This window comes from Cesiribacter andamanensis AMV16, assembly GCF_000348925.1.
Lineage (GTDB): Bacteria > Bacteroidota > Bacteroidia > Cytophagales > Cyclobacteriaceae > Cesiribacter > Cesiribacter andamanensis.
This window is the reverse complement of the sequence record NZ_AODQ01000118.1, coordinates 1-13,881: the sequence shown is the minus strand read 5'-3', so window position 1 is coordinate 13,881 and position 13,881 is coordinate 1. Positions and strand designations below refer to the sequence as shown.

13 protein-coding genes are annotated in these 13,881 nt (G+C 56.4%); 6 read left to right on the top strand and 7 right to left on the bottom strand.

The features are described from left to right. Window positions 1–973: ornithine--oxo-acid transaminase (gene rocD / locus ADICEAN_RS16855; protein ID WP_040397782.1), on the top strand; the 973-nt coding region annotated here is incomplete at its 5' end. A 282-nt stretch (window positions 974–1,255) separates the two neighbouring features. Here rocD and ADICEAN_RS22750 read toward each other — a convergent pair. Further along, window positions 1,256–1,741 (bottom strand): WD40/YVTN/BNR-like repeat-containing protein, encoded by a 486-nt coding sequence (locus ADICEAN_RS22750; RefSeq protein WP_009196853.1) that lies wholly within the window; start codon window positions 1,739–1,741, stop codon window positions 1,256–1,258. A gap of 26 nt (window positions 1,742–1,767) precedes the next feature. Next, window positions 1,768–2,556, bottom strand: a complete 789-nt coding sequence (locus tag ADICEAN_RS16845) for a WD40/YVTN/BNR-like repeat-containing protein (protein WP_009196852.1) — start codon at window positions 2,554–2,556, stop codon at window positions 1,768–1,770. A 190-nt stretch (window positions 2,557–2,746) separates the two neighbouring features. On the opposite strand from ADICEAN_RS16845, the gene ADICEAN_RS16840 reads away from it, so the two are divergent. Continuing rightward, complete coding sequence (locus ADICEAN_RS16840) at window positions 2,747–4,063, top strand: cation:proton antiporter (protein WP_051068889.1); 1,317 nt, start codon at window positions 2,747–2,749, stop codon at window positions 4,061–4,063. A 154-nt stretch (window positions 4,064–4,217) separates the two neighbouring features. Here the strand turns inward: ADICEAN_RS16840 and ADICEAN_RS16835 are convergent, their stop codons facing one another. Together ADICEAN_RS16835 and serS are read right to left on the bottom strand one after the other, a co-directional pair. Next, the gene (locus ADICEAN_RS16835) at window positions 4,218–5,687 is read right to left on the bottom strand and encodes a potassium/proton antiporter (protein ID WP_009196851.1); all 1,470 of its coding nucleotides are present in this window, start codon (window positions 5,685–5,687) and stop codon (window positions 4,218–4,220) included. Between the two features lie 200 nt (window positions 5,688–5,887). After that, on the bottom strand, window positions 5,888–7,168 hold the full coding sequence (gene serS / locus ADICEAN_RS16830) for a serine--tRNA ligase (RefSeq protein ID WP_009196850.1): 1,281 nt from the start codon (window positions 7,166–7,168) through the stop codon (window positions 5,888–5,890). A 293-nt stretch (window positions 7,169–7,461) separates the two neighbouring features. Here serS and rho point away from each other — a divergent pair, with 293 nt between their 5' ends. The 4 genes from rho (at window position 7,462) to ADICEAN_RS16810 (ending at window position 11,840) form a co-directional block, all read left to right on the top strand. Then, complete coding sequence (gene rho / locus ADICEAN_RS16825; protein WP_009196849.1) at window positions 7,462–9,381, top strand: transcription termination factor Rho; 1,920 nt, start codon at window positions 7,462–7,464, stop codon at window positions 9,379–9,381. Window positions 9,382–9,564: 183 nt separating this feature from the next. Continuing rightward, window positions 9,565–10,680, top strand: coding sequence for a magnesium/cobalt transporter CorA (corA, locus tag ADICEAN_RS16820; protein WP_009196848.1), 1,116 nt, complete (start codon window positions 9,565–9,567; stop codon window positions 10,678–10,680). Window positions 10,681–10,879: 199 nt separating this feature from the next. After that, window positions 10,880–11,161 carry a hypothetical protein gene (locus ADICEAN_RS16815; RefSeq protein WP_009196847.1) on the top strand — a complete coding sequence of 94 codons (282 nt, stop codon included), beginning with the start codon at window positions 10,880–10,882 and terminating at the stop codon, window positions 11,159–11,161. Further along, window positions 11,127–11,840: a hypothetical protein gene (locus tag ADICEAN_RS16810; protein WP_009196846.1), complete on the top strand. Its 714-nt coding sequence runs from the start codon at window positions 11,127–11,129 to the stop codon at window positions 11,838–11,840. The genes ADICEAN_RS16815 and ADICEAN_RS16810 overlap by 35 nt, the downstream gene beginning before the upstream one ends. On the opposite strand, the gene ADICEAN_RS16805 is transcribed toward ADICEAN_RS16810, so the two are convergent. The 3 genes from ADICEAN_RS16805 to ADICEAN_RS16795 are packed head-to-tail and all read right to left on the bottom strand — an operon-like array spanning window position 11,828 to window position 13,768. Further along, the gene (locus ADICEAN_RS16805; RefSeq protein ID WP_009196845.1) at window positions 11,828–12,205 is read right to left on the bottom strand and encodes a hypothetical protein; all 378 of its coding nucleotides are present in this window, start codon (window positions 12,203–12,205) and stop codon (window positions 11,828–11,830) included. The genes ADICEAN_RS16810 and ADICEAN_RS16805 overlap by 13 nt on opposite strands. Then, window positions 12,166–12,576 (bottom strand): hypothetical protein, encoded by a 411-nt coding sequence (locus tag ADICEAN_RS16800; RefSeq protein ID WP_009196844.1) that lies wholly within the window; start codon window positions 12,574–12,576, stop codon window positions 12,166–12,168. The genes ADICEAN_RS16805 and ADICEAN_RS16800 overlap by 40 nt, the downstream gene beginning before the upstream one ends. Further along, window positions 12,557–13,768 carry an NAD(P)-dependent oxidoreductase gene (locus tag ADICEAN_RS16795; RefSeq protein WP_009196843.1) on the bottom strand — a complete coding sequence of 404 codons (1,212 nt, stop codon included), beginning with the start codon at window positions 13,766–13,768 and terminating at the stop codon, window positions 12,557–12,559. The genes ADICEAN_RS16800 and ADICEAN_RS16795 overlap by 20 nt, the downstream gene beginning before the upstream one ends. Between the last annotated feature and the right edge of the window lie 113 nt (window positions 13,769–13,881).

Here is a 13,881-nt window from a genome sequence, read left to right as displayed (position 1 = left end):
GGTGCTGCCCATGAATACGGGGGCCGAGGCCGTAGAAACCGCCCTGAAGATCTGCCGCAAATGGGCCTACGAAAAGCGGGGCTTTCCCGAAGGCGAGGCCAAGATCATAGTAGCCGAAGGCAACTTCCATGGCCGCACCACCACCATTATCTCCTTTAGCAATGATGAGGGCGCCCGCAAGAACTTTGGCCCCTATACCCCCGGCTTTATCCATATCCCCTACAATGATGTAGCCGCCCTCCGGCGGGTGCTGCAGGAAGAAGAAAATATTGCGGGCTTTCTGGTAGAGCCCATTCAGGGCGAGGCCGGGGTATTTACGCCTGATGAAAACTACATCCGTGAAGTAGCGGCCCTTTGTCATGAGAACGGGGTGCTCTTCATTGCTGATGAGATCCAGACCGGCATAGCCCGCACCGGCAGCCTGCTGGCCGTATGCGGCAACTGCAGCTGCGAGCAGGTGTGCGAACGCCAGCCCGAGCACTACACCAAACCCGACATCCTCATTCTGGGCAAGGCCCTGAGCGGGGGGGTATACCCGGTATCGGCCGTGCTGGCCGATAACCTGATCATGGAAGTGATAAAGCCCGGCCAGCATGGCTCTACGTTTGGTGGCAACCCCCTTGCCTGCAAGGTGGCCATGGCGGCGCTGGAGGTAGTGCGCGATGAGCGCCTGATGCAGAATGCCCGCCGCCTGGGGGAGCTCTTCCGCCAGCGCATGCAGCAGCTGATCCAGAAAACCGATCTTATTGAGCTGGTGCGGGGCAAGGGGCTGCTCAACGCCATTGTCATCAACGATTCGCCCGATAGCTCCACCGCCTGGGATCTTTGCGTAGCCCTGAAAGAAGCCGGGCTGCTGGCCAAGCCTACCCATGGCAACATCATTCGCTTTGCGCCCCCCCTGGTCATGACCGAAGAGCAGCTGCACGAGTGCTGCGACATTATTGAGCGTACGGTGCTGGGCTTCAGGAAATAATCAGCCTATACTAAACATGAGTCATCCCGAATTTTCTAAATGGCTAAAACAGCCTTAGATTACTGTAATCTAGCCCAAAAACATAAAGAAGGGACGTCATCTCGACCAGCGGGAGAGATCCGGCATAGGACAACTCATACTAAAAACTTTCCAAGATCTCTCCCGCTGGTCGAGATGACAGCCTACCTTAATAAAAAAAGGCCTCAAGATTCATTCTGAGGCCTTTTTTATTAAGTGTCCCGCTAAAAATTCGGGATGACTCATGTTAGGGCCGGCATGGGATTAATAGTCCTGCATAAAGAGCTCCCCATAGGAGGTGATCAGGTAGGCGCGGCCGTTGGGGCTAAGGTGCAGGGAACGCACCCCTTCGGTCGCATAGCGGTCAAAGCGGCGGGCCGTCCAGCTGCTGCCGCCATCCTGGCTTCTCAGGATGGTGCCGTTGCGGTCAAGAGCCCAGCAGGTACTGCCCTGTGAACTGATGGAAATAAGGCCCATGAGGTGCGGCAGGGGGGGTACAACAGCCTTCTGCCAGCTGCTGCCGGCATTGTCTGATATCCACAGCAGGTTGCGCTCACTATAGGTATAGGTAGTTTCGCCGGGCAGCTGCCGGGCATAAACCGTGCTCATGGAGCCGGCTGCAAACCACTTGCCCGGCTGCTGAAGCTGAAGAGGCGCTTCGGTAGGCACCAGGCGGGGCAGGTTTACAGACTGTAGGGTGGGGGAGGCTTTTGTCCAGGAGGTAGAGCTTTTGATAGGCGTAATCCACATAACCCATCTGGCTGGCGTTGTGGCGCTCAAAGCGATTCTCGGAAAAAATAGTGCTCCTGTTCATGGAGCAGCTCCCAGTGCTGGCCCCCATCGGTGGTGCGGTAAAACTGGTAGCGGTCTCCCTGCACTGCGCGGCATACAGCAAAGGCGGTGGTTTCATCCAGAAAGCCAATCTGCTCGATATAGGGAAGCTCAAATTCCATCTCCATCCAGCTGGCGCCCCCATCGTCCGATCTGAACACCTGGTTGTAGTAGCTGGCCCATAGCACCGAGGCGCTCACCGGTTGCAGCTGGCTCAGCTCGGGCACCCGCAGCTGGGGCTGCTCCATACGGCTCCAGCTCTGGCCACCATCCCGGGTGTGCCAAAGGCTGTGATGGGTATAGCCTTCTATGCGGCCAAAGGCCCATCCCAGGGCCGCGTTGCCGGGCAAAAACTGTATATGGCTAATGGAAGCGCCTGCGCCAAAGGGCCTGCGCCAGCCGCTGTCGTAGATCTCCAGCAGGGGCCCGTCCAGTACGTCGCCCCGGCCCCGTACCTGCAGCAGCTCAGAGCCGGCCTCGGGGGGGATAACGGCCCGCAGTTCGGTATGGCTGGTTTTGGTCAGGGGCAGGCGCACCGCTCCCAGGTAGACTTCGGGTTCGGCCAGGTGGAATCTACCCTGCAGGGTGAGGGTATCACCGGGCCGGGCAAACTGCAGGTTTACCCCATCCAGGCTGCTTGGGGGAGTGGGAGAATCTCTGTCACAGGAGGCCAGCAGTAACGCCAGCGTGCCCCAAAGGGCAGTGGTCTTTAAAAAAGTAGCAGATAGGTGCATAATGAGATGGTTGAGAGAAAAACAGATCAGCAAGCACTATGCCAGAATAGGGATCAGGGCGCAATTTGTGTAAAACAAATGGCAAAATGTAATTTTTCACCCATTCACTGCAAGCTATTATTGATTAAGGGGTGTGCCAGCTCAAAACCTAGCAGCCTGCTTGTGGGTTAAGAGCCCATACATATACCGAATGGATCTGATCGATTTTGACCCCTACGAGTGGGCCATGCTTGGCACCGGCCTGGCGCTGGCCCTGGGGGTGTGGCTCCCGCAGTTACTGGTGAAGCGACATTTTACCATTGCCATCATTTATGTGCTGGCAGGCTTTCTCTTCTTTAAATATTTTCTCATTGAGGTTCCCAACCCCTATTCCGACATCGGCCAGCGGATCTGGGAGAAGCTGGCAGAGTTTCTGGTGATTCTGTCCCTGCTGGGCGCCGGGCTTAAGATCGATACACCCCTCACCTCCGGGCAGTGGAAGATTACGGCAAGGCTGTTGTTTATTACCATGCCCCTCTGCATTCTGGCCGGCGCCTGGCTGGGCCACTGGATGCTGGGCCTGGCGCCGGCAGCTGCTGTGCTGCTGGGAGCCGTACTGGCCCCTACCGATCCGGTACTGGCCTCCGATGTGCAGGTGGGCCCGCCCAATGAGCAGAACGATAAGGTGCGCTTTGCGCTCACTTCTGAAGCCGGAGTCAATGATGGACTGGCCTTTCCCTTTACCTATTTTGCCATCCGCATGGCCGAGGCGGGCGGGCTGCAGAGCGAATGGCTCGTTACCTGGCTCTGGCAGGATGTACTCTATAAGATAGGTGTAGGGGTGCTGGCAGGGGTGCTCATGGGGCGGGTGCTGGCCTTTTTGGTGTTTAAGGTACCTAAAGAGCGCCCCGTATTTGCCGAAGGCATGGGCTCGGTGGCCCTCTGCGTGCTGTTTATCTCCTATGCGGGGGCCGAGGCCATCGGGGGCTATGGGTTTTTGTCGGTCTTTGCGGCGGCCTATTTTTTCAGGCGCAGCGAGCATGCCCATAAGTACAACATCATTCTCCACGAATTCACCTACAACCTGGAGCATATTGTTACGGCCCTGCTGCTCATTTTTATGGGCGGGCTGGTGGCGTTTTTACTGCCCACCTTTACCCTTGAGATGCTCTGGTACGGCCTGGTGTTTATCTTTATTGTGCGGCCGCTGCTGGCCTGGATCAGCCTGATGGGGGCCAGGATCTGGGGCTCCCGCCGGCTCATTGTGTCCGTATTCGGCATCAGGGGCATCGGCTCTATTTACTACCTGGCCTATGCCCTGGCCAACTATGATTTTGGGCAGGGCGAAACCCTCTGGGGGACTGTACTGGTGGTGATTATGGTGTCGGTGGTGGTGCATGGCTTTAGCGCCTACCCGGTCATGAACTGGCTGGACAGGCGCTATGGCTACACCCGGCCTGCTACCGAAATAGACCAGGCGCTGGATACAGCCACCGATGCAGGCGAGAAAGCAGAAGGGACAGCCTAGTGGCCTGATACTCCCTCCTGAAGGACTGGCCTGCTGAATAGGAGCGATGGCAAAAAGGCGGACAAAAGTCTTTTATCAGGTAAGTGGCTACAGAAGTAGCCTATAGGGTCTGAGCTCCTGTAAGTCGGATGGAGCAGAGGCGTTTTGCTAGAAATCAGTATTCTTTTATGGCCAGGCAGTCATAGACCGCATCCATGCTTTCTTCGTTTTCGGCCAGTACCAGCAGCACATCCATGGGCTCCAGTACGGTAGAGCCGTTGGGGGTAATGTATTTGCCATCCCGCTTTACCATGGCAATAATGGCCGTTTTGGGAAAGCCCAGTTCTACAATCTGCTTGCCCACCACCTCCGTATCGGGCGGAATGATGATCTCGGTCAGCTCCGACTTTACATTATCCGACAGCTCAAGATCCAGCGGGCTGCGCCGCTTGGCTTTTTCGGGTACGGCTACGTGCAGCCACCGGGCCATAAGGGGCAGCGTGGTGCCCTGTAGCAAGACGGAGCTTACCGAGATAAAAAACACAATGTTGAAGATCATATCGGCTTTGTCTACCCCGGCTATCAGGGGGTAGGTAGCAAATACAATGGGTACGGCGCCCCGCAGGCCCACCCAGGAGATAAAGAGTTTTTCCCGGTTTCGGACCCTGAAAAAGGCCAGGCTGATAAAAACACTGAGCGGGCGCGCCACCACAATCATGAACAGTGAGATCAGCAGGCCAATACCAATGACCGGCACAATATGGGAGGGAAAGACCAGCAGGCCCAGCGTTAGGAAGAGTACAATCTGCATGAGCCAGGCAAATCCATCAAAAAAGCGCATAATGGACTTCTTGTGGATAATATCATGGTTGCCGATGTAAACAGCCGCCAGGTAAATGGCCAGAAAGCCGTTGCCCCCGACAAAATCGGTAAACGAAAAGATAAAGCCCATCAGGGCAATCACCAGCACGGGGTAGAGCCCCTCAAAATCCAGCTTTATCCGATTGATGATGCTAACACTAAGTTTGCCCATCAGCAGACCGATAAGTCCCCCGAAAATGATCTGGCGAATAAACATAGGCAGAATGGAAAGCAGCGACTGCTCCTGATTCACCACCAGCGAGGTAAGCGTAATGGTCAGAAAGTAGGCCATGGGGTCGTTGCTGCCGCTTTCCAGTTCCAGCGTGGGGCGCAGGTTTTTCTTGAGCCCCACACTTTTAGAGCGCAATATGGAAAATACAGCAGCCGCATCAGTAGAGGATACAATGGCGCCCAGTAATAAGCCCTCCAGCAGACTAAAGCCGGTGACCAGCCAGACAAATAGCCCAACGAACACGGTAGTCAGAAACACCCCTGCCGTTGAGAGCACGGCGCCGCGACCCAGCACCGGGCGTATGCTTTCCCATTTGGTGTCCAGCCCCCCCGAAAACAAGATAAAATTGAGGGCCAGCACGCCTACAAACTGGGCATTGCTCAGATTATCGAAGTAAATATTGCCAATGCCCTCGGAGCCTGCCAGCATGCCCACCACCAGAAAGAAGATAAGCGTGGGTACGCCAAAGCGATAGGATGTTTTTCCTGCCAGAATGCTTACAAACAATAAAATAGAGCCAATCAGCAGGATGTTTTCTATCGTTAGATTCATAGTTCAAAAAGAAAATAAGATTAGCCAGGCAAGGGGCAATGACATGCCTAAAAAAGCCTGTTTAGATCCTCATAGTCGCCCAGGGGTGGGTGAAGAACAAGCACAGGCCGGCACCTACGCTACGGCACATAGTGAGTAAAAATACGAAAATTTAAAAAGAAGCGCCCCAAAAAAAGCCCGGCTGGTGGGCCGGGCGTATCCTATTTGGTAATCATCTCAAAGCCGCAGTAGGGCTGCAGCGCTTTGGGAATGCGGATGCCCTCGGGCGTCTGGCCATTCTCCAGCAGGGCCGCCATAATGCGGGGCAGGGCCAGGGCGCTGCCATTGAGCGTATGGGCCAGCTGGTTGCTTTTGCCCTCTTCAGGCTTATAGCGTAGCTTCAGGCGGTTGCTCTGGTAGGTCTCAAAATTGCTTACCGAGCTTACCTCCAGCCAGCGCTCCTGGGCGCCGCTCCATACCTCCAGATCGTAGGTGAGGGCCGAGGTAAAGCCCATATCGCCGCCGCAGAGTACAATTACCCGGTAGGGCAGTTCCAGCAGCTGCAGCAGGCCGGTGGCATGGCGGCGCATGTCTTCCAGTATGGTATAAGAATCTTCCGGACGGGCTATCTGCACAATCTCCACCTTATCGAACTGGTGCAGGCGGTTGAGGCCGCGCACATGGGCACCCCAGGAGCCGGCCTCGCGCCGGAAGCAGGGGGTATAGCCCACACATTTTACGGGCAGCTCACTCTCGGCCAGGATCACATCCCGAAAGAGGTTGGTAATGGGGACCTCGGCCGTGGGGATCAGGTAGAGGTTGTCGGCGGTGGCGTGGTACATCTGTCCTTCCTTGTCGGGCAGCTGGCCGGTTCCCAGACCGCTGGCTTCGTTTACCAGCAGGGGAGGAGTGTACTCGGTATAGCCGGCCGCCAGGGCCTGGTCCAGAAAGAAGTTGATGAGCGCCCGCTGCAGGCGCGCGCCCTTGCCTTTGTAGACCGGAAAACCCGCGCCGGTGATCTTGATGCCCAGCTCAAAATCGATCAGGTCGTATTCCTTGATCAGCTCCCAGTGGGGCAGGGCAGTGGGGGGCAGGGAGGGCTTGCTGCCACCGGTTTCCACCTCTATGTTTTCTTCGGGGGTAGCGCCTTCGGGTACCCGCTCATGGGGTACGTTGGGGATGGTGTAGAGCAGCTGGGTGAGTTGCTCGGTATACTGCTGTAGTTTATCGCCCAGCTCTTTGGATTCGGCCTTTATGTCGGCCACGCGGGCTTTGGCGGCCTCGGCTTCGTCGCGCTTTCCCTGCTGCATCAGCTGGCCAATCTGTTTGGAGGCGGCATTCTGCTCGGCCAGCAGATCATCCTGCTGCTTTTGGGTGCTACGGCGGGCATCATCCAGGGCCAGCACTTTTTCAATAGTTTCTTCTGCCTGTTTAAACTTTTTCTTTAAAAGGCCAGTTATAACTGTATCTTTGTTATCCTTTATTTGGGGTACTGATAGCATGCCGTAAGGGATTAAGCCTTGCGATAGCTGTAAAATTAGCGGATTTTTTCAGCAATAGGCTCCTGGTAAAGGGCTTTTTTGGTCAAAGATTAAAATTGGCCATAATCTTGCTAAATCGAGGCAGACTGTCTATAATTGCGCACCTTTCACAGGCTTTCCGTCCCCCGGCTACAGGCTCATAAGCGTTTTTCTTACCGCCTTTAGCACCCAGTTACGAATTTATAAATAATTCATCTTAAGGTAATTCACTCTCAATAGGAGGTCGTTCCGACTTGTTGTTCTAACTCCCGGATATGTACAAAATCGAAGAATTAAATCTCAGGCTACTTTCAGAACTGAAAGAGATTGCAGAGGAGATGGGCATCAAAAACTTTAAAAAGCTGCCCAAAAAAGAACTAATCTACAAGATCCTTGATCAGCAGGCGGTTATGCCCGAAAGTGCCCTGCCCAAACGCCGCCCTGCCCCTGAGGTAACCCCTGCCCAGCTAGCCCTAGAGGCCGAGGAAACGCAAGACGAAGCCGCCACTGAGACCCCTGCCCCTGTGGACGCCGAGCAGCAGCAACAGCAGCGCGCCCGCCGCCAGGAAGAGCGCCAGCAGCGCCACCAGCAGCGCCAGGAAGAAGAAAACCGTAGCCGCATAGCCCGCCGGGTAAACGTTACAGCCATTGAAGAAGATGACGCAGAAACGGTAGCAGCACCCGCCGAGGCAGATAAAGCCGAAGGCGAGCAGCAAAACCGCCCCCGCAACCCCCGCCGCCGCGAGGGTGTAGAGGAGCGCGAGGGCCGCTCAGACGGAGGCGAACGCCCAGAGCGTGGCGAGCGCTCCGAGCAGCGAGGCGACCGTAACCGGGACCGGAACGAGCGCGGCGATCGCCCTGAGCGTGGCGAACGCAACGAACGCTCCGAGCAAAGGGGTGATAGAGGCGACCGCAACCGGGACCGCAATGAGCGCCCCGAGCGTGGTGACCGCCAGCCCGACCGCAACCGGGAGCAGCGCAGCCGCGAAATAGACCTACAGCCCGACACCGACGGACAGATAGCCCCGCAGCAGGAAACTACCCGCCGCGATACCATTAGCCCGGTGCCGGTAAAAGAATTTGACGGCATTGTCGCCAGCGAAGGGGTACTGGAAATCATGCAGGATGGCTACGGCTTTCTTCGTTCCAGCGACTACCACTACCTGGCCTCCCCCGACGATATTTACGTATCTCCCTCCCAGATAAAGCTTTTTAACCTGAAGACCGGCGATACGGTAAAAGGCCAGATCCGCCCCCCCAAAGAAGGCGAGAAATACTTTGCCCTGCTGCGCGTAGAGCATATCAACGGCAAAACCCCCGAAGAAGTGCGGGACCGTATTGGTTTTGAGCACCTGACCCCCCTCTTCCCCCAGGAGAAACTGCGCCTGAGCAATGGCGGCGATAACTACAGCAACCGCATCCTGGACCTGTTTGCCCCCATTGGCAAAGGCCAGCGCGGTATGATTGTGGCCCAGCCCAAAACCGGTAAAACGGTACTGCTCAAGCAAATAGCCAACGCCATAGCCGAAAACCACCCCGAGTGTTACCTGATCATTCTGCTGATTGATGAGCGCCCCGAGGAGGTAACCGACATGGCCCGCAGCGTAAAGGCCGAGGTGATTGCCTCTACCTTTGATGAGCAGGCCGAGCGGCACGTAAAAGTATCCAGCATTGTGCTGCAGAAAGCCAAGCGCATGGTAGAGTGCGGCCACGATGTGGTCATTCTGCTCGACTCCATTACCCGCCTGGCCCGGGCCTATAATACTGTGGTTCCTTCTTCCGGCAAGATCCTGTCCGGTGGTGTGGATGCCAACGCCCTGCACAAGCCCAAGCGCTTTTTTGGTGCGGCCCGTAATGTAGAGAATGGCGGCTCGCTCACCATTATTGCCACGGCCCTGATTGAGACCGGCTCCAAAATGGATGAGGTGATCTTTGAAGAATTCAAAGGTACCGGCAACATGGAGCTGCAGCTGGACCGCAAGCTGTCTAACCGCCGCATTTATCCGGCCATAGACGTACCGGCTTCCGGCACCCGCCGCGAAGATCTGCTCATGGACAAGGAAACCCTGCAGCGCGTATGGATCCTGCGCAAGTTTATGAGTGATATGAACTCACAGGAGGCCATGGAGTTTCTGCTGGAGCGTATGCGCGGCACCCGCGATAACGAGGAATTCCTGGTATCGATGAACGGCTAAGCGCCCCGAACTACCTGATCTACTAGAAAAAGAACAAGCGGCTGTTGGAAACAGCCGCTTTTTTTTGTGCCCCCTTCCCCTGTACAAGCCGGCAAGAATCAATATCTTGTAGGCCAACTGTTCTTCGCCCACGGGGCTCTGCGGCATCCTGTGCCGGCATGTACCCGTGTTACCAGATTCTCTATGGCTCAAAAACTACCGACTGCCCTTAAAGCCATTCGCTCGGCCCGCACGCTTGCCTCCCTCCACCGCAAAGGCAAACATAAGGTGGGCCTGCCACCCGGCTCTCCCATGTACACCGGCCATCAGGCTGATGAGCCCGTTACCATGCAGCTGTTTTTGTATACCCCCGATCAGCTGCAGGAACTGGAGCCCGCAACCGTAGAGGAGGTAAAGGCAGCCCGCTTGCCCGGCAGCAGCCTGTGGCTCAATGTGGATGGGGTGCATCAGGTGGCGCTGGTAGAGCAGTTGTGCCAGCAATTTGGCATTCACCCCCTTACCATCGAAGATATCGTAAATACCCACCAGCGCCCCAAGGTAGAGCAGCTGGAGGGCTACCTATACGTGGTGCTGAAGATGATCGATTATGATGCCGAACGGGGCACCGTATCCAGCGAGCAGGTGAGTTTGGTGCTGGGGCCCGATTTTGTGCTGTCCTTTCAGGAACGGCCCGGCGATACGTTTACTGCCGTGCGCAACCGCCTGCGCCTGGGCAAGCCCCGGATTCGCGGAGGGGGCTCAGATTACCTGCTCTATGCCCTGATGGACACCATTGTAGACAATTACTTTGTGATCCTGGACAAGATCGATGAGCGGGCCGTAGCCCTTGAGGAACAGATGCTGGTACATGCTACCAAAGATAATTTTGATGCGGTCTACCACCTGAAACGCGAAATGCTCACCATCTGGCGCTCGGTATGGCCGCTACGCGATGTAATGTACCGCCTGGAGCGGGGCGATTTTGCGCTCATACAGGAGAAGACCCAGATCTACCTGCACGATGTGTACGACCACATGACCCAGATCATCGACATTGTGGAGGTAACCCGCGATCTGCTCAAGGGCATGGCCGATCTCTACCATTCCACCATCAGCAGCCGCACCAACGAGATCATGCGGGTGCTCACCATCATTTCTACCATCTTTATCCCCCTAACTTTTATAGTAGGGGTCTATGGCATGAACTTCGAAGTAATGCCCGAGCTTACCTGGACCTGGGGCTATTATGGGGTATGGGGGTTGATGCTGGTACTTACAGTATCCATGGTAGTGGTGTTTCGCAAACGGAAATGGCTCTGAAGAAAGTACTGCTGGCGGTCCTGTGTCTGGTTGGGCTCTGCAGCTGCTTTGCCCCGGAGCCGCCTTGCCCTGCGCCGGACGAGCCCTGGCTGGCGGTGGGTTTTTACCGCTCGGGTAGCGACCCCCTTGCCTGGAATGTGCCGGCGCTGGATACTGTTTTACCTCAGTTTATGCACTTGGCTCACCGGCTGAATTGTGCATGCGGCGCTACGAAAACCTGTTTTTGCTCCCGATGCCGCTGCAGGGAGGGCAGGTAAGCTATGTATTTCGCCAGCATAATCGGCAGGATACCCTTAGCATTCGCTTTCGCACCGAGGCCATACTACAGCCCCACGAATGCGGGCTCCTGCTTAAGCCCCGGGATGTGGCGATAGACATGGCAGGCACCAGCCTGCAGGCCGATTCTATGGTAGTTGTTCCCCGCTTTACGTTTTATATCCTTGCCCATGATACGCCTACCCTGGCTGTGTTTGTGCCTTAGCCTTTTGCTGGCCACCCCTCTGGCCGCCCAGCAGCCGCTGGAAGTAGAGGTGATCGTAGGCCGAAGGCATCCCCGGCAGGACATGCAGCTGCCCCGCTTGCAGCTGGGCCTGGAGCTTAGCCGTCCACTCCATCACCAGATCAGCCGCATGTCGAGGTTTGATCGCAGCCTGCCGCTGGAAGCCGTTGCACAGCTACGGCTGGGCAGCACGGCATGGTATAGCCAGCTATATGGTGGATATTTTTGGGGTGAGCGACACTACAGCAACGGTACGCAGCTGCAGCAAAGGGGATACTGGCTAAAACCCGGCATCCTCTATGTCTATGCCAGCAACACGCCCATGCATGTACTGACTGTAGAGGTAAATCTTCTCTATTCCGTAGGCCAGCTGCAGGCTGACAAGCTGTTTTATGGCCCTGTTTTTGGCGATCAGGCGGCAGAGACCAGGCATCGCTACCATGTATGGGGAGGGGAGCTTGTTGTAGGCATGGATGCTATCCGAATAGGGAATTACAAGCTTAAATTCGGGGCAAGAATGGCGTTGGTTGAAGATCTGCCGGATACAAGCAACCCCTTTTATGTGCCGGGTGCCGGCTATGTGGGCAATTCGTTTATTCGCTTGTCGGGCGGCCTAAACCTTTACCTGATGCGGGCCATGGGCCATGCTCAGTCAAACTGAAACCTGGAGTAGCCGCCTGTGCCAAAGGGCCCGCCGCTGTTTTGGTATACTTCCAGCACATGGGGTCTTTCTGCAGGGGGTAAGGCCATGCCATTGCGATCTTTAAAATCAGCCAGGGGAATGCGTGCTTCGGCCCCGGGGGCAAGCCTGTAATCGGCAATGCCATATACCCCATTGAGCACCAGTCCAAGACCATCGAGGGGGTCCGGCGCTTCATTCAGCAGCCAGATGTGCTCCTCCTGCACCTGCGCACTTAGGGGCAGTGAGCGGATTTCCTGCGGCTCCTCTATGGAAGTAGCCCAGGCGATCAGCAGAAAGAATAGGGTCAGGAGCAGATAAGCGCCTTTTCTGGTTCTTTTTTCCATGACAATACCAGGTAGTGAATACCAATCACAAAGGCACTGCCTCCTAGGCCCCACAGCAGGTCGGCAGCATCTGCAGTGCCGGGCCAGTGCCTTGTGGCCTGCAGTGCCTCCAGCATCATAAGGCAGGCAGCCGGCCACCAGCAGACGCGGGCGCTTGCCCGGTCAGGACCCATGCTGAGCAGGCTGGCTGCAAAAGCGGCCGTCCAGAGGCCATCCGGCAGGCCAAACACAAGCCATGCAGGTACAGTAATATCAGCGCCCTGCCAGGGCATCCAGGGGAGCGGCCGTAGCAGGGCATAAATGCCGGTGCCGGCCAGCAAGCAAAGCAGGCTGAGTACCGCCCAGAAGGGTCTATTCCCGGCCGTCCACATAATCCTGGAGGTAGGCGTAGTCAGGGGTAAGCCGGCCATCGGCAGCAATGGTGGCCCGGGCAAGGATGCCATGCTCGTCGCCCTCAACAAAAGCCGGAAGCACATGGCGCAGCAGGTCCCGGCCAAAACTTTCGGATGCATCGCGCGGCAGCTCACAGGGCAGGTTGTCAATGGCCATTACGGTAATGTTGCGCTCGTGCGAGAGGGGGGTAGTGATGCGGTTCTGGCCCGGCACATAATCATACAGCGGCTCTATTACGTTGCTGGCCTTTTTGGTAGTGGGGATCGAGCCCTCTATATCACAGGTGATGTCGGCAATGATGCGGATGCGGAAATCATCGGCAGCGGTTTCTGCGGCCGAAAATAGCACGGGTGCGCCGGGCTTCCAGTAGGCGGCGGCAATGAGCATGTCGGCCTGGCGGTAAAAGGGGGCAAAGGCTGAGTCGTAGCGCTCGGGCTCCTGGTAGAACTCCTGCTGGTCAAAGCCCCCATCGGTGCGGCGGGTGTGGTAATGGCGGCTGTTAAGCTGTGCATATACCGCCTGATGGAAGGATTCGTGCAGCAGCTCCTCGGGGCTTACCTTGCGTATGCCCATGGCATCCAGCACTTCCATGGCTCCCCTGGCTACCCGGCCGCCGCCGGTCAGCACAATCTTCAGAGGGGGCAGGTGTACTTTTTTAAATTCCTCCTTTAATTCGGCATAATCGTAGCAGTCGTGGGCCCGCCGCAGGTCAAAGCTGCCGGAGCGCCGCCCCCATGCCCAGATGCCATTGTAGGCCCCCACAATGCCGGCCCATTTGCCAAAGGCCACCAGCCGGTTTCCGGCCTCATCAGTAATGCGCTCGTAATCGATCAGGCGAATCTTTTTCTGCAGTATGGCCTGCAGCAGCGCACGGTTGTAGGGTTGTTTTTTAATGGTGTGCGAAAAAAACAGGTAGGTCTTGCCGGGCAGCAGCTGCTCGATTGGCACCTCTTTTACGCCCAGCAGAATGGAGCAGTCGGCCATACTTTCCTGCACGGGTATGCCGGCAGCGGTATACTCTTCGTCGCCAAAGCAGCGAATGGGGCTGGCCTGGGCAATGATGCGGGCCTGTGGATACTGGCTGGAAAACTGGGCTGCCTGCTGAGGGCTCAGGGGTACTCTGCGGTCTATCGGTCGTTTGCCTTCCCGGATCAGGCCAAAAGTATGCATAAAAAAAAGGGCGTTCAGGTTGAGATGGATAGCGGCTGGGCTACCAAAAANCAACCAAATATAGTAATTTGCCCCTATGCGCCCATACCTTCTGTTGGTAATCTTATGGGGGG

Excerpts from the sequence above, each read along its gene's own strand:
- ADICEAN_RS16845 (WP_009196852.1), bottom strand. The coding sequence starts at position 2,556 with ATGCACCTATCTGCTACTTTTTTAAAGACCACTGCCCTTTGGGGCACG.
- ADICEAN_RS16815 (WP_009196847.1), top strand. The coding sequence starts at position 10,880 with ATGCGGCGCTACGAAAACCTGTTTTTGCTCCCGATGCCGCTGCAGGGA.
- ADICEAN_RS22750 (WP_009196853.1), bottom strand. The coding sequence starts at position 1,741 with ATGTGGATTACGCCTATCAAAAGCTCTACCTCCTGGACAAAAGCCTCC.
- ADICEAN_RS16840 (WP_051068889.1), top strand. The coding sequence starts at position 2,747 with ATGGATCTGATCGATTTTGACCCCTACGAGTGGGCCATGCTTGGCACC.
- ADICEAN_RS16800 (WP_009196844.1), bottom strand. The coding sequence starts at position 12,576 with ATGTGGACGGCCGGGAATAGACCCTTCTGGGCGGTACTCAGCCTGCTT.
- ADICEAN_RS16805 (WP_009196845.1), bottom strand. The coding sequence starts at position 12,205 with ATGGAAAAAAGAACCAGAAAAGGCGCTTATCTGCTCCTGACCCTATTC.
- serS (WP_009196850.1), bottom strand. The coding sequence starts at position 7,168 with ATGCTATCAGTACCCCAAATAAAGGATAACAAAGATACAGTTATAACT.
- ADICEAN_RS16795 (WP_009196843.1), bottom strand. The coding sequence starts at position 13,768 with ATGCATACTTTTGGCCTGATCCGGGAAGGCAAACGACCGATAGACCGC.
- rho (WP_009196849.1), top strand. The coding sequence starts at position 7,462 with ATGTACAAAATCGAAGAATTAAATCTCAGGCTACTTTCAGAACTGAAA.
- ADICEAN_RS16835 (WP_009196851.1), bottom strand. The coding sequence starts at position 5,687 with ATGAATCTAACGATAGAAAACATCCTGCTGATTGGCTCTATTTTATTG.
- corA (WP_009196848.1), top strand. The coding sequence starts at position 9,565 with ATGGCTCAAAAACTACCGACTGCCCTTAAAGCCATTCGCTCGGCCCGC.
- ADICEAN_RS16810 (WP_009196846.1), top strand. The coding sequence starts at position 11,127 with ATGATACGCCTACCCTGGCTGTGTTTGTGCCTTAGCCTTTTGCTGGCC.